18 protein-coding genes are annotated in these 22,535 nt (G+C 66.9%); 11 read left to right on the top strand and 7 right to left on the bottom strand.

What is annotated here, in order from left to right:
- Positions 1-85 precede the first annotated feature (85 nt).
- The 3 genes from BRADO_RS09470 to BRADO_RS09460 all read left to right on the top strand — a co-directional run bounded on the left by BRADO_RS09470 (position 86) and on the right by BRADO_RS09460 (position 4,239).
- Complete coding sequence (locus BRADO_RS09470) at positions 86-2,500, top strand: phosphoketolase (protein WP_041756292.1); 2,415 nt, start codon at positions 86-88, stop codon at positions 2,498-2,500.
- Positions 2,501-2,661: 161 nt separating this feature from the next.
- Positions 2,662-3,234, top strand: a complete 573-nt coding sequence (locus BRADO_RS09465; RefSeq protein ID WP_011925093.1) for a glycosyl transferase — start codon at positions 2,662-2,664, stop codon at positions 3,232-3,234.
- 66 nt (positions 3,235-3,300) lie between these two features.
- On the top strand, positions 3,301-4,239 hold the full coding sequence (locus BRADO_RS09460; RefSeq protein ID WP_011925092.1) for a helix-turn-helix domain-containing GNAT family N-acetyltransferase: 939 nt from the start codon (positions 3,301-3,303) through the stop codon (positions 4,237-4,239).
- Between the two features lie 171 nt (positions 4,240-4,410).
- On the opposite strand, the gene moaB is transcribed toward BRADO_RS09460, so the two are convergent.
- Both moaB and BRADO_RS09450 read right to left on the bottom strand, forming a co-directional pair.
- Positions 4,411-4,971: a molybdenum cofactor biosynthesis protein B gene (moaB, locus tag BRADO_RS09455; protein WP_011925091.1), complete on the bottom strand. Its 561-nt coding sequence runs from the start codon at positions 4,969-4,971 to the stop codon at positions 4,411-4,413.
- An 11-nt stretch (positions 4,972-4,982) separates the two neighbouring features.
- Positions 4,983-5,903, bottom strand: a complete 921-nt coding sequence (locus BRADO_RS09450; RefSeq protein WP_041756290.1) for a neutral zinc metallopeptidase — start codon at positions 5,901-5,903, stop codon at positions 4,983-4,985.
- Between the two features lie 385 nt (positions 5,904-6,288).
- Here BRADO_RS09450 and BRADO_RS09445 point away from each other — a divergent pair, with 385 nt between their 5' ends.
- Positions 6,289-7,422 (top strand): site-specific DNA-methyltransferase, encoded by a 1,134-nt coding sequence (locus tag BRADO_RS09445; RefSeq protein WP_083794846.1) that lies wholly within the window; start codon positions 6,289-6,291, stop codon positions 7,420-7,422.
- 4 nt (positions 7,423-7,426) lie between these two features.
- Here BRADO_RS09445 and BRADO_RS09440 read toward each other — a convergent pair whose 3' ends face one another.
- From BRADO_RS09440 to mutY, 5 genes are all read right to left on the bottom strand, one after another.
- Positions 7,427-8,455 carry a hypothetical protein gene (locus tag BRADO_RS09440; RefSeq protein ID WP_011925088.1) on the bottom strand — a complete coding sequence of 343 codons (1,029 nt, stop codon included), beginning with the start codon at positions 8,453-8,455 and terminating at the stop codon, positions 7,427-7,429.
- A 439-nt stretch (positions 8,456-8,894) separates the two neighbouring features.
- Positions 8,895-11,456 carry an HWE histidine kinase domain-containing protein gene (locus tag BRADO_RS09435; RefSeq protein WP_011925087.1) on the bottom strand — a complete coding sequence of 854 codons (2,562 nt, stop codon included), beginning with the start codon at positions 11,454-11,456 and terminating at the stop codon, positions 8,895-8,897.
- The gene (locus BRADO_RS09430; protein WP_011925086.1) at positions 11,453-12,043 is read right to left on the bottom strand and encodes a biliverdin-producing heme oxygenase; all 591 of its coding nucleotides are present in this window, start codon (positions 12,041-12,043) and stop codon (positions 11,453-11,455) included. Before BRADO_RS09430 ends, BRADO_RS09435 begins: the two co-directional genes overlap by 4 nt.
- 229 nt (positions 12,044-12,272) lie before the next feature.
- Positions 12,273-12,893 carry a glutathione S-transferase family protein gene (locus BRADO_RS09425; protein ID WP_011925085.1) on the bottom strand — a complete coding sequence of 207 codons (621 nt, stop codon included), beginning with the start codon at positions 12,891-12,893 and terminating at the stop codon, positions 12,273-12,275.
- 1,157 nt (positions 12,894-14,050) lie between these two features.
- Entirely contained in the window at positions 14,051-15,145 is a 1,095-nt protein-coding gene (gene mutY / locus BRADO_RS09420) for an A/G-specific adenine glycosylase (protein ID WP_011925084.1), read from the bottom strand.
- 119 nt (positions 15,146-15,264) lie between these two features.
- On the opposite strand from mutY, the gene BRADO_RS33830 reads away from it, so the two are divergent.
- The 7 genes from BRADO_RS33830 (at position 15,265) to BRADO_RS09385 (ending at position 22,446) form a co-directional block, all read left to right on the top strand.
- Positions 15,265-15,549, top strand: coding sequence for a type II toxin-antitoxin system RelE/ParE family toxin (locus BRADO_RS33830; protein WP_083794845.1), 285 nt, complete (start codon positions 15,265-15,267; stop codon positions 15,547-15,549).
- Positions 15,521-15,841 (top strand): HigA family addiction module antitoxin, encoded by a 321-nt coding sequence (locus BRADO_RS09410; protein WP_011925083.1) that lies wholly within the window; start codon positions 15,521-15,523, stop codon positions 15,839-15,841. Before BRADO_RS33830 ends, BRADO_RS09410 begins: the two co-directional genes overlap by 29 nt.
- Positions 15,842-15,859: 18 nt before the next feature.
- On the top strand, positions 15,860-16,339 hold the full coding sequence (locus BRADO_RS09405) for a DUF721 domain-containing protein (protein ID WP_011925082.1): 480 nt from the start codon (positions 15,860-15,862) through the stop codon (positions 16,337-16,339).
- Between the two features lie 118 nt (positions 16,340-16,457).
- Positions 16,458-17,114, top strand: coding sequence for a DsbA family protein (locus BRADO_RS09400; protein WP_041756288.1), 657 nt, complete (start codon positions 16,458-16,460; stop codon positions 17,112-17,114).
- A gap of 242 nt (positions 17,115-17,356) precedes the next feature.
- Positions 17,357-20,821 (top strand): chromosome segregation protein SMC, encoded by a 3,465-nt coding sequence (gene smc, locus BRADO_RS09395; protein ID WP_011925080.1) that lies wholly within the window; start codon positions 17,357-17,359, stop codon positions 20,819-20,821.
- A 62-nt stretch (positions 20,822-20,883) separates the two neighbouring features.
- Positions 20,884-21,873 (top strand): small ribosomal subunit Rsm22 family protein, encoded by a 990-nt coding sequence (locus tag BRADO_RS09390; protein ID WP_041756287.1) that lies wholly within the window; start codon positions 20,884-20,886, stop codon positions 21,871-21,873.
- Positions 21,874-22,050: 177 nt separating this feature from the next.
- Positions 22,051-22,446 carry a hypothetical protein gene (locus tag BRADO_RS09385; RefSeq protein WP_011925078.1) on the top strand — a complete coding sequence of 132 codons (396 nt, stop codon included), beginning with the start codon at positions 22,051-22,053 and terminating at the stop codon, positions 22,444-22,446.
- Positions 22,447-22,535 lie beyond the last annotated feature (89 nt).

The raw sequence follows: 22,535 nt of genomic DNA, 5'->3' as shown, positions 1-22,535 counted from the left end.
CCTCAGGACGCGCTGGAACGGGATGGTGCTGCGCTACTCTCCTGTACGCTCCCGCAGGCGCGAAGCGGAAGGCAAGCGAGGTCCCATGCAGAGTTCTCCCCACCCCACCAGCCCAGCCGACGATCTCGATCTGCTCGACCGCTACTGGCGCGCCGCCAACTATCTCTCGGTGGGCCAGATCTATTTGCTCGACAACCCGCTGCTGCGCGAGCCGCTGAAGCCCGAGCACATCAAGCCGCGCCTGCTCGGCCATTGGGGCACCACGCCCGGGCTGAACTTCATCTACGCTCACCTCAACCGCGCCATCGCCGCCCAGGATCTCGACGTGATCTATGTCTGCGGCCCAGGCCATGGCGGCCCGGGCATGGTCGCCAACACCTATCTCGAAGGCAGCTACACCGAGTTCTATCCGGACATCACGCGCGATGTGGATGGCTTGCGCAAGCTGTTCCGGCAGTTCTCCTTCCCCGGCGGCATTCCGAGCCACGCGGCGCCGGAGACGCCGGGCTCGATCCACGAAGGCGGCGAGCTCGGCTACGCCCTGGTCCATGCCTATGGCGCAGCGTTCGACAATCCCGACCTGATCGTCGCCTGCGTCGTCGGCGACGGCGAAGCCGAGACTGGTCCGCTCGCCGCATCCTGGCATTCGAACAAGTTCCTGAACCCGGCGCATGACGGCGCGGTGCTGCCGATCCTGCATCTCAACGGCTACAAGATCGCCAACCCGACCGTGCTCGGCCGCATGGGCGACGCCGAGATCAAGTGCCTGTTCGAGGGCTACGGCTACGCGCCGCTGTTCGTCGCAGGCGACGAGCCCGAGGCGATGCACCGGCAGATGGCGGACGCGCTCGACGTGGCGCTCGCGAGCATCCGCTCGATCCGGCAGAACGCGCGCCAGCCGGATGCGGCGATCCAGCGCCCGCGCTGGCCGATGATCATCCTGCGCAGCCCGAAGGGCTGGACCGGACCGAAGGAGGTCGACGGCCTCAAGGTCGAAGGCTTCTGGCGCGCCCATCAGGTCCCGATCGCCAATCCGCGCGGCAAGCCGGAGCATCTCGCTTTGCTCGAAGCCTGGATGAAGAGCTATCAGCCGGAGACGCTGTTCGACGCGCAGGGCCGGCTCGTGCCGGAGCTGCAGGCGCTCGCGCCCAAGGGCCGGCGGCGCATGGGCGCCAATCCGCATGCCAATGGCGGGCTGCTCAAGCGCGAGCTGAAGCTGCCGGACTATCGCGCCTTTGCGGTCGAGGTGCGCTCACCGGGCGAGACCATCGCCGAGGCAACGCGCGAGCTCGGCAAGTTTCTGCGCGAGGTGATCACGCTGAACGCGGATCATAAGAACTTCCGCATCATGGGCCCGGACGAGACCGCCTCGAACCGGCTCGACGCAGTGTTCGAGGTCACCGAACGAGTCTGGATGGAAGGCATCGAGCCCTATGATGTCCATCTCGCGCATAATGGCCGTGTCATGGAGGTGTTGAGCGAGCATCTCTGCCAGGGCTGGCTCGAAGGCTATCTGCTCACGGGCCGCCATGGCGTGTTCTCCTGCTACGAGGCCTTCATCCACATCATCGATTCGATGTTCAATCAGCACGCCAAATGGCTGAAAGTATCGCGCCATCTGCCATGGCGGCGACCGATCGCCTCGCTGAATTATCTCCTCACCTCGCATGTGTGGCGGCAGGACCATAACGGCTTCAGCCACCAGGACCCCGGCTTCGTCGACCTTGTCGCCAACAAGAAGGCCGACATCGTCCGCATCTACTTTCCGCCCGATGCGAATACGCTGTTGTGGATATCAGACCACTGCCTGCGCACCTACAATCGCATCAACGTCATCGTCGCCGGCAAGCAGCCGTCGCCGCAATGGCTCTCGATGCCGGAAGCGGCCGTGCATTGCGACGCCGGCATCGGCATCTGGCCGTGGGCCGGCACCGAGCGCGGCGGCGCGGAGCCGGATGTCGTGATGGCCTGCGCCGGCGACATTCCGACGATCGAGACACTGGCGGCGGTCGACCTGCTGCGCAGGGCGCTCCCAGACTTGAGGATCCGCGTCGTCAACGTCGTCGATCTCATGACCCTGCAGCCCGACACCGAGCATCCGCATGGCCTCAGCGACCGCGACTTCGACAGCCTGTTCACGACCAGCAAGCCGGTGATCTTCGCCTATCACGGCTATCCGCACCTGATCCATCGCCTGACCTACAGCCGCGCCAACCATGCCGGCATGCATGTGCGCGGCTTCATCGAGGAAGGCACCACAACGACGCCGTTCGACATGGTCGTGCTGAACGAACTCGATCGTTTCCATCTCGCGATCGAGGTGATCGAGCGCGTGCCCGGGCTCAGCGTCTCGGCCGCCCAGGTGAAGCAGAGCTTCCGCGACGCGCTGATCGCGCATGCGCGCTACGTGCGCGAGCATGGCGAGGACATGCCGGAGGTCCGCGACTGGATCTGGCCAAACAGCGCAGGCGGGACGACGCCGGCCCAGGCGGCGGATTGACACGTCTGGAGGTTCCGGCGAGGCCGAGTTCACCCATCGTGCATTGCCCGAACGGCGTTCCCGGGGCCTGCTGCAAAATTCCGCAGTGCAGCGGGCTGATTTGACCATGACAAGATGATAACAAGGGAACCGGAGGGACTGCCAACAAAGATGCCAGGTTCATGCTGAGCGTGATCATCCCGACTGATGGGGTCGAGCAGACCGCCGTGGCCACCTTGTCCGCGCTGGTGCCGGGTGCGGCGGCCGGCGTCGTCACCGAAGTGCTGCTCGTCGACCGCTCGGCGGATCCGAGCGTGATCGAGCGCGTCGCCGATGTCGCCGGCTGCCACTTCCTGAAGTTCGAGGGCTCCCATGCCGCGGCCCTGGCCGCCGGCGCCGCCCGCGCGCGGGCGCCGTGGCTGATGTTTCTGCCGGCGGGCGCCGTGCTCGATCCCGGCTGGATCGACGAGACCATGCAGTTCGTCCAGAGCGTCGGGGCCGCGGGCCGGCCCCTCGCCGGCGTGTTCCGCTACGCCCGCTCCCCCTATGCCGTCGTCAGCCTGCGGGACCGCCTCCGTTCGGTCGCTCGTGCGGTGGTGGGACCGCTCGGCGACCAGGGTCTGCTGATCGCCAGGGAGCACTACCGGCAGGTCGGCGGCTATCGGCCGGACGTCAAGCGGGCGGAGACACGGCTGCTTCGCCAGCTCGGGCGCTCCTCCCGCACGACGCTGCGCAGTCGCATTGTGATGGTCTGAGCGCCCGCTCGATACTTGCCAAAGTCAATCATTTCATTGACAATGGCAAATATTGGAGACGACGCCATGACCAACTTGCCGTCCGACAGCCAGGTCGCCGCCGTTCGCGCCTTCAACCGTTTCTACACGAGGAAGCTCGGCGCGCTCGATCAGCATCTGCTCGACAGCCCGTTCTCCCTGGCAGAGGCGCGTGTGCTCTACGAGCTGGCGCAGCAGGAGCCGATGTCGGCCAAGGAGATCGGTCTTTCGCTCGGCCTCGACGCCGGCTATCTCAGCCGCATCGTCCAGAGCTTCGACGAGAAGGGCCTGATCAGCCGCACGCCGCTGCCGTCGGATCGCCGGCAGCAGCAGCTCAGTCTGACCGCGAAGGGGCGGCAGGCCTACGCCAAGCTCGATCGCAGCTCGCAGAAGGAAATCACTGCCATGCTGGCGCCGCTCGCACCCGAGCTGCGCGACCGGCTCGTCGGCGCGATGGCGACCATCGAGACGGCACTCGCACCGTCGCAGCCGCAACGCTCACCAGTGCTGTTGCGCAGCCACCGGCCCGGCGACATCGGCTGGGTGGTCTCCCGACATGGCGCCGTCTATGCCGAGGAGTACGGCTGGGACGCCACCTTCGAGGCGCTGGTCGCCGAGATCGGGGCGCAGTTCATCCGCAGCTACGATCCGACGCGCGAGCATTGCTGGATCGCGGAGCTCGCCGGCGAGCCGGTCGGTTCGATCTTTCTCGTCAAGGGCAGCGACGATGTCGCCAAGCTGCGGCTGCTCATGGTCGAGAAGAAGGCGCGCGGGCTCGGCGTCGGCCGCGCCCTGACCGAGCAATGCATCCGCTTCGCGCGCGAGACGAACTACACGGCGATCGAGCTATGGACGCAGAGCATCCTCACGGCCGCGCGCGACATCTACGCCCGCGCCGGCTTCCGCAAGATCGCCGAGCAGCCGCATGCATCGTTCGGCGCGGAGCTGATCGGCGAGACATGGCGGCTCGACCTCCAGCCGCGCTGACCTCGCTTTATCACGACCACCGTCATTCCGCGGCAAGGCCGCAGATCTTGAACCCGGAATCCCGGGCCTGGCGTGCGCGCGTCAACGAGCTCGAGATTCCAGGTTCAGGCGCCGACACGCAGTCGCTGTGCGGCTGCATATCCGAGCCTGCCCCGGAATGACGGCGCGCGGCTACGCCGTCGCACCCTGGGCCTTCGGCCGGCGTAGATGCTCGTCGAGCCGAGGCATGATCTCGACGAAGTTGCAGGGCCTGGTGCGATAATCGAGCTGGGCGGCGAGGATGCCGTCCCAGCCGTCGCGACAGGCGCCAGGCGAGCCCGGCAGACAGAAGATGTAGGTGGCGCCCGCCACGCCCGCGGTCGCACGGCTCTGGATCGTGGACGTCCCGATCTTGGCGTGGCTCAGCAGATGGAACGCGATCGAGAAACCGTCCATGCGTTTTTCGAACAGCGGCTCGATCGCCTCCGGCGTGACGTCGCGGCCGGTGAAGCCGGTGCCCCCTGTGGTGATGACGACATCGACGCCGGGATCGGCGATCCATGCCTTCACCACGCTGCGGATCTTCTCTACGTCATCGGTGACGATGTCGCGCGCGGCGAGCGTGTGGCCGGCGGCGGTCAGCCGATCGCTCAGGGTATTGCCGGACTTGTCGTCGGCGAGCGATCGGGTGTCTGACACCGTCAGCACGGCGATGTTGAGGGGGATGAAGCTCTTGCTCTCATCGATCGCCATGATCGCGTCTCCTAAAGCGAATTGGCGCCGAACGTATTGCAGGCCTGCACCGTGCCCTGCTGGTAGCCGGTCATGAACCAGCGCTTGCGCTGCGCGGCCGAGCCATGCGTGAACGAATCCGGCACCACGCGCCCGGTCGCCTGGCGCTGCAGGGTGTCGTCGCCGATCGCCGACGCCGTCGTCAGCGCCGCATCGATGTCGCCCTCCTCGATGAAGCCCGGACGCTTCTTGGCCTCGCGATTGACCCAGACGCCGGACAGGCAGTCGGCCTGCAGCTCGACCTTGACCTGCAGCGCGTTGGCCTCGGCCTTGCTGCCGACCTGCTGCTGCATGCGGGTCACCCGCGGCAGGATGCCGAGCAGGTTCTGGACGTGATGTCCTGCCTCATGCGCGATGATGTAGGCCGCGGTGAACTTGCAGGCGTTGCCGGAGCACCCGCGGAAGCGGGTCTCGACCTCACGGAAGAATCCCGTGTCGAGGAAGATCTGCTTGTCCGGCGGACAATAGAACGGCCCCATCGCCGACTGCGCCATGCCGCAGCGGCCGCCATTGGTGCTGTTGCGGAACAGCACGATCTTCGGCCCGGTGTAGCTCTGGCCTGACGCCTGGAAGATCTCGCTCCAGCGGTCGTCGATCTCGCCGAGCACGCCGGCGATCATGTCGCCCATCTCGTCCTTCGGCGCGCCGCTCTTGCCCGCCGAGCGGCGGTCGGTCTGATAGGTCGGCGCGCCGCCATGGCTGATCATCTCGGCGCCGCCGATCAGGATGCGCGGGTCGATGCCGAAGGCGTAGCCGATCAGGCCGAGCACGATGATCGTGCCGATGCCGAGCCCGCCGCCGCCGATCGGCAGACCCATACCGCCGCCCATCCCGCCGCCTTCGTCGCGACGGTCGTCGATGTCGTCGCTGCGACGGAAATCATCGTAACGCATGGCGGCCTTTCCTCACTGTCCTTGCGCGGCTCTGCGCGAAATGCCCAACGCGGCAAACAGGTAAAATTTCCACTGTGTTAATCAATATCCCGGCCGGCAGATTTTGCCTAGCTCACGCCAAAAAATCCATCATGCGCACCACCCCGCGCCAGCCGCAGTCTGCGCGCGCCGCGGCGAAAACGCGATTGCAATCGTCACCTTGCAGAGCGCGCGCACGACTCAGCGGCTTGCATCCTGCCGCCGGTGCACGTGATGAACATGCTTGCTGAGATGCGAAAAATTTTCCCGGTTAAGTCCATTTTTACTTTGCCCGGTCAATATGTGGGCAGTCGGTTGTTAGGTCCCGCGTCGCCGACAGCGTCGCCTGAGTCAGAGTTCTTGAGTCATGGTTGAGTCGCGTCGCGGGGCGTCTGCAAGGGCGCCCCGCACTAAATTCCAGGCTCTTGAAGAGCACCGAATCATCGTCGGCGACTGCGTCGCCGAGATGTCGAAACTGCCAGGCGCATCCGTCGACCTGGTGTTCGCTGATCCGCCCTACAATCTGCAGCTCAAGGGTGAGCTCAAACGTCCCGACGAATCGCAGGTCGATGCCGTCGACGACGATTGGGACAAGTTCTCCTCGTTCACGGCCTACGACGATTTCACGCGCGCCTGGCTGCTCGCCGCGCGCCGCGTGATGAAGCCGAGCGCGACGATCTGGGTGATCGGCTCCTATCACAACATCTTCCGCGTCGGCGCGATCATGCAGGATCTCGGCTTCTGGATCCTCAACGACATCGTCTGGCGCAAGTCGAACCCGATGCCCAACTTCCGCGGCCGCCGCTTCACCAACGCGCACGAGACCATGATCTGGGCCGCGCGGGACGAGAAGGCGAAGGGCTACACCTTCAACTACGAAGCGCTGAAGGCGTCGAACGAGGACGTGCAGGCGCGCTCGGACTGGCTGATCCCGCTGTGCACCGGCGAGGAGCGGCTGAAGGACGGCGACGGCAAGAAGGTTCATCCGACGCAAAAGCCGGAAGGCCTGCTCGCGCGCGTGCTGCTGTCATCGTCGAAGCAGGGCGACCTGGTGATCGATCCTTTCAACGGCACCGGCACCACCGGCGCCGTGGCCAAGCGCCTCGGCCGCCGCTACATCGGCTTCGAGCGCGACAAGGCCTATGCGGAAGCCGCCGAGCGGCGTATTGCCGCGGTCGAGCCGCTCCCCGCGGAGACGCTCGCGCCGTTCATGACGGCGCGCGAGGCGCCGCGGGTGGCCTTCTCAGAACTGATCGAGCGCGGCATGATCGCGCCAGGCGCCAAGCTTGTCGACTCCAAGCGCCGCTACGGCGCGCTGGTGCGCGCCGACGGGGCGATCATGCTGGGCGACAAGGTCGGTTCGATCCACCGCATCGGCGCAGTAGCGCAGGGATTGCCGGCCTGCAACGGCTGGACGTTCTGGCACGTCGAGACCAAGGGCGGCCTCAGGCTGATCGACGAGCTGCGCGCCGAGATCCGCTCCGAGATGAACGCCGCCTGAGACGTTACGACCTGCTCCGTCCCTGTCCGGAATAGCGCGCCAGGAGGTCCTCGACCTCGTACTGCTCGTCGTAGCGCGCGTCGTCGCGCGGCACCACCGACAGCTGCGCCGCGCGCTCGCGGCGCGCAGCGGCGGCGGCATGGAAGTCGTCCACCCGCGGCAAATGCATGCGGTCGAGCTCCGGCTCGGTCGGCCAGCGCGACACATAGCGGGCAGCGGCCGGCTCGATGCGCAGTTGCCGCTTGGCCCGCGCGCGCGCCAGCAGCACGCTGGTCGAGAAGCCCGCGACCGCGACTGCACCGAGGAAGGCGAACAGCCGGGTCCGCGCCGCATTGTCGGGCAGGCCGCCGACGGACGTCAGCGGAGCAACATCAGCTGTCGGCTGCGATGCCACGACCGGCGCGACGTCGGCCGGCGCCGCGTCGCTTGCCGCCGCGGCCAGCGTCAAGGTGGGTGCTCGCGCCGGCGCAGGCTGGGTCTGCAAAGTGCCGGAGGAATCCGGCCACCGCGTCGCGACCGCCGAGTCGCTCGTGGCGGAATCGGACGTATCCACCGCGGGCGCGGAGCTCAACGGCTCGGGGCTTGTCGGCGTCTTCGCCGCGGCTGGCGCGGTCGCAGCTGCCGGCACAGTCGGAAACGCGGCCACGGGCGGGAACACCGCCGCCGTGCGCGCACCCGAACTCGGGACCGCCGACGCGGTCTTCGTGTCGTCGCCGGATGGCGACGATTGGATCTCCGCCCGCGCATCGGCCGCTGACGACGACATCGTCGTGCGATCCCGATGCGACGCCAGCTTGCGCGTCACGAGCGAGGCGCCCTGCGACGCGCGATCATCCTCGCGCAGGTACCAGCACTGCTTCTTCGTCGTGCGATCGACACGATAGAACCAGTGCTTCCCCGCCGGAGTCCCACCAGGCTTCGCAAGGCATTCGTCAGCAGCCGATGCCGGTTTAAACTCGATTGTCGCCGCAGCCGCTCCCGCCAGCGCGGCGACAGCAACACACGGCAACAAACTCGCCGTTCGATTCGTCATCAGACCTCCGACGATTCAACGCGCCCCCGTTGCGTCGTTTCAGCGATGACTTCGTTCGGAATAAGGCTGCTCAGGTTCCATTTGTCGAAACAATGTTAGAACGACGGTGTCCCTTGGACGCGTTCTAATTTTTCTGGGCTGTTTTGCCGCAGCCACAGTGGGAATAAGCGGCGATGTGTTCGCTTATTACCTCTCGTCGCGGTCGCGATAACACGCGGATGTGAGACGGCGCGCACAGGAAAATTCTGCACACCCGTCATTGCAAGCCGCTGGCGGTCGCGATTGGCGAGCGCGAAGAGCACGTTTGTTCAACCTTCGAACTACACGTGAACAAACATCCGCGCCAAGGTTGATTCGCGCTGTTCCAAGCGACGTGGCCGCGACCACCGGCCGCTACCATCACACCCATCCGGTGGCGCATCGGATGATGATCGATCCATCAACCGGGATCGCGCGCCGGCGCGGCCTGCTTCATCATCTTCGACAGCGCCTTCTCGACCAGCTCGCGCGTGTAAGGCTTCTGGATGACCGGCGCCTCGGAGAGCTCCGCGGGAATCGGCGCGCGCTCGCCATAACCGGTGGCGAACATGAAGGGCACGCCGAGCTCCTTGAGGCGATGCCCGACTGGCAGGCTGCTCTCCGCGCCCAGGTTGATGTCGAGCAGCGCGAAGCTCGGCACCGCGCGTTCGATCGACTTCAGCGCCTGATTCACCGAAGCCGCCGTGTCGATGTGGCGCGCGCCGAGCTCGAGCAGGATCACCTCGGCCCCCATCGCGATGATCAGATTGTCCTCGACGATCAGCACCGTGCCGGAGAGCCTTGGTGTCTGCTCTTCCTTGGTCTGTTGACGCGACGGTGCGCCGGACAGCGCGGGCACCATCTGCACGAAATTGGCGGGAATGACGAAGCGCGCCTGAACTCCGAGCAGGTCGAAGCGGATCTCGGCGTCGCCCTTGAGATCGAACGGCACCGAGCGTTCGATGATCGTGGTGCCGAAGCCGCGCCGCGACGGCGGCTGCACCGGCGGCCCGCCGCTCTCCTTCCAGTCGATCACGAGGCTCGATCCGGGATCGAGCCGCCACAGCACCTGCACCTGGCCCGTGGAGTCGGCGAGCGCGCCGTACTTCGCCGAATTCGTCATCATCTCGTGGACGACGAGCGCGAGCGTCGCGAACGCCTTGGGATCGAGCGCGACGTCGGGGCCTTCCATCCTGACACGCCCGGCGCGCGCGCCGAGATACGCGCCCGCTTCGGATTCGAGCAGCGACCGCAGCGCGACCGGTGCCCAGTTGAGATTGGTGATCTGGTCGTGCGCCCGCGCCAGCGCCTGAATGCGGCCGCCCAGCACCGAGGCGAACTCCTCGACCGACGTCGCGGTATCCTTGCTCTGGGCGACGAGGCCGCGCACGAGGCTCAGGATGTTGCGGACGCGATGGTTGAGCTCGGCGATCATCAGCTCCTGCCGCTCCTGTGCGCCGCGGCGCTCGCGCGCGGCGAGCTCCGACAATTGCAGGATGACTTCCAGAAGCGTGACACGCAGGCTCTCGGCGATGCGCAGATCCGCCGTGGTCCACGGCTTGGACTGACCGGCCACCGTCTGCTGCCACAGCTCGAAACTCTTGCGCGGCGTCAGCCGCGCGCCGAGCGGCCCCTCGGCATAGGTCTTGTTGGGATCGCCGGCCCAGTTGACCGAGCGCAGCACCTCGCGCCGGAAGAACACCAGGCAGTCGCGCGGCGTGCGCGAGATCGGGATCGCAAGGAAGCCGGCCGCACGGTCGCGGAACGCCTCGCCGGACGCGTAGACCTTGGCGATCTCCGCGCTGGCGCAGATCTGGCCCGGCGACGTCCGGTTGATGAAGCCGATGAGCTCCTGCACCTCCTCCTCGGTCGGCGTCTCGCCATCGAGCGTGATCTCGTCGTCGGACCAGATCGCAAGGCCGTCGCATTCGATCATCTGGCGATACTCGCCGACGAACTCCAGAATGGCGCGTTTGCTGTGCGCCTGCGTCGCCGCGCGCTCGATCAGCCGTTCCTGGATCTGGTGCGCGCGGCTTTCATAGGCGACGTCGGTCTCGCGCTCGCGGGCCTCGAGCAGCCAGGAATACATCTGGCCGAACAGCTCGGCCGCGGTCCGCTTCTCGAACGAGAGATGACGCGGCGAATAATGGTGGCAGGCGAACAGGCCCCACAGCTTGCCATCGCGCAGGATCGAGACCGACATGGAGGCGCCGACGCCCATGTTGCGGAGATATTCGATGTGAACAGGCGACACCGCGCGCAGCACGCTCATTGACAGGTCGAGCAGCGGCGCATTGTGGGCCGGCGTCGACAGCAGCGGCGCCGGCGCGGCGTCGATGTCGGCGATGATGCGCAGCCAGTTGCGCTGATAGAGCTGCCGCGCCTGCCGCGGAATATCCGAGGCCGGATAGTGCAGACCGAGGAAAGGCTCGAGGCCCGAGCCCGCCGTCTCCGCGATGACCTCGCCGGAGCCGTCCGGATGGAATCGATAAACCATCACGCGATCGAAGCCGGTCAGCAGCTTGAGCTGCCGCGCCGCCTCCTGCGCCAGGTCGATCATGCCGGTCGTCTTGCGGATGCGGCCGAGCATCAGCCGCACCAGCTCGCCGGAATTGACGCCGGGCTCGATGAGGCTGGGCTCGGCTTCGACGACGAGATAGGCGCCGGAGAAATGGATGGCGAGATCGAACAGACGCCCCTGCCCCTGCAGGTCGACGCCGAAGACGCGCTCGACCGCATCCGGCCCGCTTAGATAGTCGACGCGAGCGCGGATCGCCGCCTCGGCACTCTCGCAGACCACCGCGCCGAGCGATTTGTGCAACAGCCAGCCGATGTCGCCGTCGAGGAAGTCCGGCGCGTTCTCCGAGGCCATGCAGATCGTGAAGTCCGACACCAGCGCCAGGAGGAAGCCGAACGGCTGGACGCTGCCGGGGACATGGATCGGCTCGCGATCGCAATTGGTAAGGTTGACCGGCTCGTTCATGCTGCAGCCATCGCGGTCGCAAACAGCGCGAACGCGGCGTGCGCGCCGGCGATCGCCTTGCCTTCGTCATCCGACGTCATCGGCTCGCGTGCGAGCCGCGCCAGGAAGCTCGGCCACAGCCCCTGGCCGGCGCCATGGCGGAGATAGCGCGTCGCGCGCCTCACGCGCGGATCGGCGGAGGCCGAGACGATGCGCAGCAGATACACGGCGCCCAGTCGCGAGCCTTCCAGGACGTAGAGCTTGCCGAGAATGCAGGGCCGCGCGAGCGAGTCCCCTGACAGCTGCAGCGGAGCGGCCGTCCCCTGGAGATCGGCAAGGTCTGCTCGCAGGGCGTCGCTTCGCCGACGCGCGGTCCAGTCGTCGACGATGCCGGCCGCCCCGCTCTCCTCGAGCAGCTGCTCCAACGGCCACAGCGCCGCGGCGCTGGCCTGAAGGAACCGGCGATAATGCGCCGTCGTGGTGAGATCGAGCTGGGCGAGCCGCTCATCCAGCGCGTGATGCGCCGATGCAGTGGCCGCTTTCAATCGTTCGCGAATCCCGGTGCTGGTCGTGCGCGAGGAATCATCGGAAATCGCTGCCAGCAACATCAAAGGGCCCAGAAATAGGAGATCGGCCGCAGGCGCATGCCACGGCTCGAAGCAACGTCACTGGGCCGACCGGGGTTCCCGCTGCCTTGTTGTTTTTTCTCGGCCGTCAGCCTTCCTCCACCGGGCTCGACCATTCCGCCCGCGTGCGGCGTCGGCCGACCGGATCGCTGGCGTCTCGACCGGCGGCGCCGCCATGAGGCGCTGCAAGGTGCGGGTCAATCAGACGGCGTCAGGCCGCGAGCTCCGCGAAGGCCTTCTGGACCGCGGGCCGCTCGGCCATGCGCGCGACGTGATCGGCGACCTTCGGGAAGGCCTTGATGTCGACGCCGTCGCCCTCGAGCCATTGCGCGATCGTGAACAGATAGGGGTCACAGATCGTATACTGCCCACCCATCACGAAAGGACCGCGCAGCATCTTCTGCTCGATCAGGGCGAAGCAGGCGCCCATCGTCTCCGGAATCTTGCGCTTCATGTCGGCAAAGGATGATTCCTCATTGGCCCAGCGATAACCGCGCATCTTATGCGCGTGAGCGATGTGGACGGTGGAGCAGAGATAGCTGGTGAACGACTGCACCTCGGCAAAGGCAAACGCATCTTCGAGCGGCGCGAGCCGGGCCCGCGGAAAACGCTGCGCGACATAGGCGAGCATCGCGGGAGTCTCGGTCAGGATACCCTTCTCCGTCACCAGCGCCGGCACCCGCCCCTTGGGGTTGATCGCGAGATAATCCGGGCTGTTCTGCTGGTTGGTCTTGAAGCTGAGCTTCTCGATCGTGTAGTCGGCACCCGTCTCAGCCAGCGCGATGTGGGACGCGAGCGCACAGGTGCCTGGCGCGACATAGAGCTTGAGCATGGTGATCCCCCGATAAGATAAGCCGCGAACCTAGCGACCGCGGGATCGGCCGTCCATCCCACCGGCAAATGAACAAATCTGCGCGGCCGGCATGTGCCGGCCTCGGGAACGGCACCTTTCATGTCCGCTCAGGGCGGCGCGACATCCATCGTGTGGGCCGAGGCGATTCTATCGCTGTGGTCACGAGACAGACACGCAGGCGCCTGCGCCGCTGGATCCCGCCCGCAGCGCTAATTTGATTCTGCTAAAAATAATTATATTGCTATTTATCGGAATTCATGATTATGTCCCTCCCATCCCGCCTCACTGCAAGGGGCGTAGCGCGCGATCGTCACGACACGCGAGGCGGGAATGCGGTGGCCGCCAGAGATCGCAGCGTCCTCTTAACGGGGGCGCGGACGAACGATGTCTTGCGGACGCGAAGTCGCAGCGTCCTGACACCCCGAAGCTGGTGTCCCCCGCGCGGTGCGCAAGCATCGTCGTGGCATGGTGGCCAACAAGCCGGCGCACCAGGGAGACTGCGTATAAGCGTGAGACCATCGCGCGGGGAATGCCGGTTGTTCTCGGCTGAACCTGTGGTGACTGCCGCCTGCTTTTCTTGTCGCAGGCGGGCCATGGGTGCGGCCAGCATCCGGCATTCCCTGCGCCCTCTGCATATTTGCGAGGGACGAACTGACCGCAAAGCTCGGGCATGATGTGCCGCGAGAACGCGGGTTCATGTCCAGCGCCTCTCTAGCCTCATTGTTAGTACAACTGTTAACTGCTGATGCAGCCCGCTGTTTGAACCGCGAATCCGCCTCACCCTCCGTCGTCCCGGACAAGCCACGGCGTGCGACAGCGCGGCGTGGCGCCGATCCGGGACCCATCCGCCGCGGCCGTGGTGATCGGCAAAATGCCGACGGTCACCGTGCCTCGAACTGCTCCCTGGGGGTATGGGTCCCGGCGCAAGGCCGGGACGACAGCCGTGGTTGTAGCTGCCGCAGGGTGGGCAAAGCGGCCGCCGCAGGCGGCGGCGTGCCCACCGTCTTGCGGCGGACTCGGGGGCACGATGGTGGGCACGGTGCGCGAGACAGCTCGCCGAACTCAAGAGCAGCGGGGCGCGCCTTTGCCCACCCTACGGACTACTGCGGACCACAAATGACATGCGAAGCGCAGGCTCACTCCCCCAATCCGTGCGCCACGACCTTGCGCATCACGTTTGGCAGCGCCTCGCCGTCGAGCGTCGCGATCTTCGCCCAGCGCATTCCGTCAGGGGCGCGGGTGCGGGCCGGCACTGTCGCGGTGTAGACCACAAGTTCGAGCGGGAAGTGCGTGAAGACGTGGGTGACGACACCGAGCTTGCGGTGCCAGCGTTTCACGGCCGCGATGTCCGGCGCCTGTGCCAACGCCTCCACATCATCATGGCCGGCCAGCCAGTTCGAGCCGGGGACCTCGGTCATACCGCCGAGCAGGCCTTTGGCGGGACGCGAGCGGACCAGCAGTTCGTCGCCTCTGACGACCACGAACGCCGCGCCGCGCCTCAGCGTGCCCGTCTTCTTCGCCGCCTTGCGCGGGAACGTCTCTTGATCGCCGTGCTGGCGCGCCGCGCAATCCTCGTTGAGGGGACAGAGCGAGCAGGCCGGCTTCTTCGGCGTGCAGATGGTGGCGCCGAGGTCCATCAGCGCCTGGGCGCTGTCGCCGGCGCGCGAGGGCCCGAGCAAGGTGGCGGCGAGCGCCTGGATCTGCGGCTTGGCCTGCGGCAGCGCCTGCTCGACCCTGAACAGCCGCGTCGTGACGCGCTCGATGTTGCCGTCGACCGGCATGGTCTGGCGATCGAAGGCGATTGCCGCGATCGCGGCGGCCGTGTACGGGCCGATGCCGGGCAGCTTTCGCAGCCCCTCCTCGGTGTCCGGGAACACGCCGCCATGTTCGCGCAGCACGGTCACGGCGCAGGCGTGCAGGTTGCGCGCCCGCGAGTAGTAGCCGAGCCCGGCCCACATCCGCAGCACGTCCTCGAGATCGGCGCTGCCGAGCGCCGAGACATCCGGCCAGCGCGCCAGGAATTTCTCGAAGTACGGCCCGACCGCCTTCACCGTGGTCTGCTGCAGCATGATCTCCGACAGCCAGACCCGATACGGATCCGAGCGCTGCCCGGAGGGCGCGCGCCACGGCAGCCGCCGCCGGTGACGGTCGTACCACGCGAGCAGTTGCGCCGGGCGCTCGGCAGAGGCGGCGTCGTGCTGGTGTTTTCGAGAAGCCTTGTGATGAGCCACGTCTCCTCAATAAAGCGAAAACAAAGGACGGACCAGCGCACCGGCCTGGAAGTCCCCAGCTCAAGCGGCGTCAAACAGAATGTCCTCGCCTTCTATGACGCCGCGCGTTATAATCTGACGTGATCCAGAGCTTCGCGGATCGCGAGACGGAGCTGATATGGAGCGGCCGACGGAGCCGGAGATTGCCGTCCGACATTCAGGATGTCGCACTTCGCAAACTTCGTCTTCTCAATCAGGCCCGGGTTCTTGACGATCTCCGGGTGCCGCCGGGGAACCGGCTCGAGGCTTTGAAGGCCGATCGCGTCGGGCAACATTCGATCAGGATCAACGATCAACGGCGAATTTGCTTCGTCTGGGATGATAGAGGACCGGCGCATGTCGAAATCGTCGACTACCACCGCTAGAAGCAATCTGCTGCACAATCCGCATCCCGGCGAGATCCTGTTGGAGGAGTTCCTCAAGCCGATGGGACTGAGCCAGAACGCGCTGGCACGCGCCGTTCATGTGCCGCCCCGCCGGATCAACGAGATCGTGCTCGGCAAGCGCGACATCACCGCAGATACGGATCTGCGCCTCGCCCGCTATTTTCGTGTCTCCGAGGGCTTCTTCCTGGGTCTTCAGATGGATCATGACCTCATGCAACGGCGGCGCGAGATTGCCCCCGACCTGAAAGCGATCCGTCCGCGCGCCGCGTGACGGCAGCGAGAAAGCATCATGGCAAAGCCCGGCCGCCTCACCGCAAAGCCTCTCGCGCTGATGATGGGCGACGTGCTCACGGCCGCCTATGCCAAGCAGGGGTTTGCCGCGCGCGAGCTGGTGACGCGCTGGCCGGAGATTGCGGGGCGCGAGATCGCCGAGCATGCGCAGCCGCTGAAGATGCAATGGCCGCGGCCGGTCGAGGGCCAGCCGCAGGAGCCGGCGACCTTGATCCTGCGCGTCGAGGGGCCGATGGCGCTGGAGATCCAGCATTCGTCGGATGTCATCCTCGAGCGGGTCAACCGCTTCTTCGGCTGGCATGCCGTCGGCAAGCTGGCGCTGCGCCAGGGGCCGCTGACGCGGCCTCCCGTGAAGCGACGGCCGGCGCCGCCCGATCCGAAGCAGGTGGCCAAGGTCGCGGCAAGCCTGACCGCCATCGAGGACGACGCGCTGCGCGATGCGCTGGCGCGGCTGGGCGCGGCCATCAAGCGAAATTGACGTTCGCCGTTTGATCCGGGGTTGAGGCGCGGCATTGCCTCAGACTGGGTTTCAAGCTAGCGAAAAGCCAAGTTGAGAGCGTTTCAGGCGCGAGATGCGCCCATTCCGGAGCAGAGCCTTGATCATTACCCGCCGCGCCTTCACCGCCGCCTTGTCGCTGACCGGCCTCGCCGCGCTGGCCGGCTTCTCGCCGCTGCGGCTGATCTCGGAGGCCTTCGCGCAGAGCGCCGCCGACGTCGCCAAGCCGCAGTCGCTGCCCGACATGGCGATCGGGCCGACCGACGCTGCCGTCACCATCACCGAATACGCCTCGATGACTTGTCCGCATTGCGCGGCGTTCAACGCGACCGTGTTCCCGAAGCTGAAGGCCGAATACATCGATACCGGCAAGGTGCGCTACATCTTCCGCGAGTTCCCGCTCGACATCAAGGCCGCCGCCGGCTCGATGCTGACGCGCTGCATCGCCAAGGACGACGCGCAGAAGTATTTCGCCGTCACCGACATGCTGTTCCGCTCGCAGAACGACTGGGTGGTCAAGAACACCACCGAGACCCTGACCCGGATCGGCAAGCAGGCCGGCCTCAGCCAGCAGCAGGTCGAGGCCTGCCTAAAGGACCAGGCTCTGCTCGACAAGATCGCCGCCGATCAGAAGTACGCCAGCGACGTTCTTAAAGTTGATTCGACGCCGACCTTCTTCATCAACGGCGAGAAGATCAAAGGCGAATCCTCGATCGAGGAGTTTCAGAAGCGCATCAACCCGCTTCTGAAGAGCTGATCCGAATCACTGAGTCAAACGAGACACAGTGCGGCCCCTTCGTGGGGTCGCTTCTGTTTGGTGGCTGATTCGGTCGAGAAAGCCTTGGAAAAGCGGGGCGAGCGGGTTGCCCTCACGGATCGGCGTCGCCATTGTCCCGCCCTCAGAATGGGGCGCAACGGCGACTCAAGTCACTTTGACTTTGCCATCCATGGTATTGTCAGGGCTGTGAGATTCGTTTCCCGCCAACAGAGAATCTGTGCATGAAACTCACGCGTCTTCGTCTCCACGGTTTCAAGACGTTCGTCGAACCGACTGACTTCGTGATCGAACCCGGCCTCACCGGCGTCGTCGGTCCGAACGGCTGCGGCAAGTCGAATCTGGTCGAGGCGCTGCGCTGGGCGATGGGTGAGACCTCGCACAAATCGCTGCGCGCCGCCGACATGGACGCGGTGATCTTCTCCGGCTCGAACACGCGTCCGTCGCGCAACCACGCCGAAGTGGTGATGACGATCGACAACAGCGATCGCACCGCGCCGGCCGCCGTAAACGACCGCGACATCCTCGAAATCTCGCGCCGCATCGAGCGCGAGGCCGGCTCGGTCTATCGCATCAACGGCCGTGACGTGCGCGCCCGCGACGTGCAGATCCTGTTCGCCGACGCCGCCACCGGCGCGCGCTCGCCGGCCCTCGTCCACCAGGGCAAGATCGGCGAGATCATTCAAGCGAAACCCGAGCAGCGCCGCCGCGTGCTGGAAGACGCCGCCGGCGTCGCCGGCCTGCATGCGCGCCGCCACGAGGCCGAGCTGCGGCTGAAGGCGGCCGAGACCAATCTGCTCCGCGTGGAAGACGTCATCGGCCAGCTCTCCGGCCAGATGGAAGGCCTGCGCAAGCAGGCGCGCCAGGCGATCCGCTATCGCGAGGTCGCGGCCAAGGTGCGCAAGGCGGAAGCGACGCTCTATCATCTGCGCTGGATGGGCGCGCATGCCGACCTCAACGACGCCGCGCATACGCACGACGTCGCCGTGCGCGAGATGGCGGAGCGAACGCGCGAGCAGGCCGAATCGGCGCGCATCCAGGCGATCCGCTCGTCGCATCTGCCGGCGCTGCGCGAGGCCGAGGCACGCGCCGCTGCGACGATGCAGCGGCTGAAGAACGCCCGCGATCTGCTCGATCGCGAGGAGGTGCGCGCCAAGGAGCGCGCCGGCGAGCTCGACCGCCGCCTGATGCAGCTCACCGCCGACGTCGCCCGCGAGCAGCAGCAGAACCAGGACGCGCAGGTCGCGCTGCAGCGTCTCGAGACCGAAGACGCGGAGCTGAAGGAAGAGATCAAGGCGCGCGTCGAGATGCGCAGCGGCGTCGACGAGCGCGTCGCCGAGGCCGAGGCGCTGCTTCTCGAAACGGAACGCCAGTTCACCGAGCTGACGACGCAGCTCGCCGACCTCACCGCGCGCCGCAACCAGCTCGAGGCCAACGTCCGCAGCCATCGCGAGCGGCTCGCCCGCCTCGACCAGGACATCGCCAATGTCCGCGCCGACGAGGAACGGCTGGCGCAGGAGACCGCCCATCTCGGCGATCTCGACACCCTCGCCGCCGCGCTCGAAGCCGCTGAAGAGGCCGAGGCGCAGGCCGAGGCCGCCGTGCAAACCAACGAGGCCGCGCAGGCCAATGCCCGGCAGAAGCTCGAAGCCTCGCGCGCCCCGCTCGCGGACGCCGAGAAGCGGGCGCAGCGGCTGGAGACCGAGGCGCGTACCATCTCCAAGATGGTGAACAGCGAGACCAAGAATCTGTGGCCGCCGATCATCGACGGCGTCACCGTTGCCAAGGGATATGAAAAGGCGCTCGGCGCCGTGCTCGGCGACGATCTCGACGCGCCGGTCGATGCCTCCGCGCCGATGCACTGGACGGTGGCCGGCGCCGAGGTCACTGACCCCGCGCTGCCCGATGGCGTCGAACCGCTGGCTGCGTATGTGCAGGCGCCGCCGGAGCTGTCGCGCCGTCTCGCCCAGATCGGCGTGGTGTCGCGCGAGCGCGGCGCGCAGCTGGTGTCGCAGCTGCGCACCGGCCAGCGGCTGGTGTCGCCGGAGGGCGACGTCTGGCGCTGGGACGGCTTCATCGCCGCCGCGCATGCGCCGACCGGCGCCGCACGCCGCCTCGCCGAGCGCGCCCGCCTGATCGACATCGAGGCCGAGCTGGAGCAGGCGCGCATCGACGCCGCCGGCAAGCGCCAGGCGCTGGAGAGCGCCGAAGCCGAGGTGAAGGCTGCGACGGCTGCGGAAAGCGCCGCGCGCGAAGCGTGGCGCGCCGCGCAGCGCGAGGTCAATTCGGCGCGCGAGCGCCATGCTAATGCCGAGCGCGAGATCAACCGCCATTCGGCGCGCAAGTCGGCGCTGGTCGAGGCCTCGACCCGCCTCGCCCATGACCGCGCCGAGATCGCCGAGCTGCACCAGAATGCGCTGGAAGCGATCGAGGAGCTGCCGGCGACCACCGAGGCCGACGGCCGTCTGGCGGCCGTGCGCGCCGAGATCGAGACCAAGCGCCGTGCGGCAGCGCAAGTTCGCGCCGAGGCCCAGGCGCTGGCCCGCGAGGCTGAGCTCGCGGACCGCCGCGTCCAGGCGATCATCAACGAGCGCAACGACTGGTTCAACCGCATCCGCGGCGCCGGCTCGCAGATCGCCACCATCGAGGCCCGCATCGCCGAGGTCCGGGACGAGCGCGCCGAGCTCGACAACGCGCCGGAGATCTTCGCCGAGAAGCGCAGCGCGCTGATCGACGAGCTCGCGATCGCCGAGGAAGAGCGGCAGGTCGCGGCCGACGCGCTGGCCGAGGCCGAGACCGCGATGGGCGACACCGACCGCGCCGCCAAGGCCTCGCTCGAAGCATTGTCGAAGTCGCGCGAAGCGGCGGCCCGCGCCGAGGAGCGGCTGGAGAGCGCCAAGCGCCGCGTCGCCGACGTCGAGCGCGAGATCCACGACATGCTCGAATGCGAGCCGAATGCGGTCGCCGCCATGGCCGAGATCGGCCCGGACACGCAGCTGCCGCCGCTGCACGAGATCGAGGACAGCCTGGAGAAGCTGCGCCGCGACCGCGAGCGGCTCGGCGCCGTCAACCTGCGCGCCGAGGAAGAGCTGACCGAGGTCGAGGGTTCGCATACGGCACTCACCACCGAGCGCGACGACCTCGTCGAAGCCATCAAGCGGCTGCGCCAGGGCATCCAGAGCCTCAACAAGGAGGCGCGCGAGCGGCTGCAGGCGTCGTTCGAAACCGTCAACGACCATTTCAAGCGGCTCTTCACCGAGCTGTTCGGCGGCGGCGAGGCCGCGCTGCATCTGATCGAGAGCGACGATCCGCTCGAGGCCGGCCTCGAGATCATCGCCAAGCCGCCGGGCAAGAAGCCGCAGACGCTGTCGCTGCTCTCGGGCGGCGAGCAGGCGCTGACGGCGATGGCGCTGATCTTCGCGGTGTTCCTCACCAACCCCTCGCCGATCTGCGTGCTGGACGAGGTCGACGCGCCGCTCGACGACCACAACGTCGAACGCTTCTGCAATTTGCTGCACGAGATGAAGGGCTCGACCGAGACCCGCTTCATCATCATCACCCACAATCCGATCACCATGGCGCGCATGAACCGGCTGTTCGGCGTCACCATGGCCGAGCGCGGCGTGTCGCAGCTCGTCTCGGTCGCGCTCGACGAGGCCGTGAAGATCCTCGACCAGCAGGTGGCGTGATCGTGGTCCCTCGTTCCGGATCGCCGCATCAGCGGCGCCCGGACTGACTCTTGGAGAGAGCCATGATCTCTCCTGACCTGCCCCCACACCTCAAAGCTGCGCTCGAAGCCGGGCTGCATAGGCAGTCGCGGCAGGATGCAGCGGCTCGCGCCGCGCGCATCTCGGCGGCCTATCGCAGCGGCGGCAATTCCGGAACGATCACCAGCGAGGCCGACGCCATTGCCTACGCCGCGGTGCGCATGCCGGCGACTTACGCGGCGATGGCGGCGAGCCTGAATGCCGTGATGCAGGCGAGCCCGGAGTTTGCCCCGGTCTCGCTGCTCGATGTCGGCGCCGGACCGGGGACCGCGAGCTTCGCTGCAGCCGAAGCTTTCGCATCGCTGGCCGCGTTCCACGCGATCGATGCCAATCCGGCGCTGCGCGCGCTGGCCCTCGCTCTTGCTGACGAAACAATGCGGATGCGCGATCTGGCCTACACGCTCGGCCAGGCGCGAGCGCTGCTCGATCGCGCCGGTGGCGCCGATCTCGTCATCGCCAGCTACATGATTGGCGAGTTGAGCGAGGCCGAGCGCGGCCCGATCATCGATATGCTCTGGGTCGAGACGCACCAAACTCTCCTGATCGTCGAGCCCGGCACGCCGGCTGGCTATCAGCGCATCATCGCCGCGCGCGATCGGCTCATCGCGGCCGGCGCTCACGTCGCCGCACCCTGCCCGCATACGGCGGCTTGTCCGCTGATCGCCCCGGACTGGTGTCATTTCGTCCAGCGGCTGGCGCGGTCGCGGGCGCATCGCGAGCTCAAAGGCGCGGACGTCCCGTTCGAGGACGAGAAGTTCAGCTTCATCGCCCTGACCCGCCAGCCGGTCACGCATCGCCCGGCTGCGCGCGTGCTCGCGCCGCCGCTGGTCACGAAGATCGCTATGACGGCGAAGCTGTGCCAAGCCGATGGGACCGCGGCCGCGGTCAGCATTCCCCGCCGCGACAAGCCCGCCTTTGCCGCCGCGCGGCGATGGGACTGGGGCGACGGCGTGGAGCCGCCGACACGGCCATGAATAGCTTCGCGGCCTGGCTTGGTTAACGCTGGGTCGACTTTGTCTCTTATTTTCCCGACTTCGCGAAACCCGAGAAAAACCCGCGCTTGCTACGGTGAGCTGCAGGAGGCGCTGAATGCGCTGCTCACAAGGGAACGCGTGTCGATGTTCAGGACGATGACAATCGCTGCAATTCTGGTGGCTTCGGCAGGAACGGCCTTCGCCGGAGGGCACGGCGGCGAGTCGTCGGCGCCGCCGCCCCCGAAGCAGGAAGGTCCCCCGGCCAAGGCCGTCATCGGCAAGAACGGCCCGGTACTCACGGACCCGAAGGGCATGACGCTGTATTATACTGAGCGCGATAACACCGGCCGCCAATCGACCTGCGACGGCGCCTGCGCCGAGAAGCGGCCACCGCTGATGGCGCCGGACAACGCGGTTGCCACCGGCGATTTCACGGTCATCACCCGCAGCGACGGCAAGAAGATGTGGGCCTATCGCTACCGCCCGCTCTACACCTCGCAAGCCGACAGCGCCCCCGGCGAGATCAAGGGGGACGATCCCGCCCAGCAGTGGCGGATCGCCCGGCCGTATTGATCGTCCTGCCCGAGCCCAGCTGACACCGCCGCCGCCGTCTGGACGCCTGGCGAACAAACCAAAGCGTCCGAACTGGCTTGAACGGCCAA

The organism is Bradyrhizobium sp. ORS 278, assembly GCF_000026145.1.
Classification (GTDB): domain Bacteria; phylum Pseudomonadota; class Alphaproteobacteria; order Rhizobiales; family Xanthobacteraceae; genus Bradyrhizobium.
This window is presented reverse-complemented; position numbering and strand designations above follow the sequence as displayed.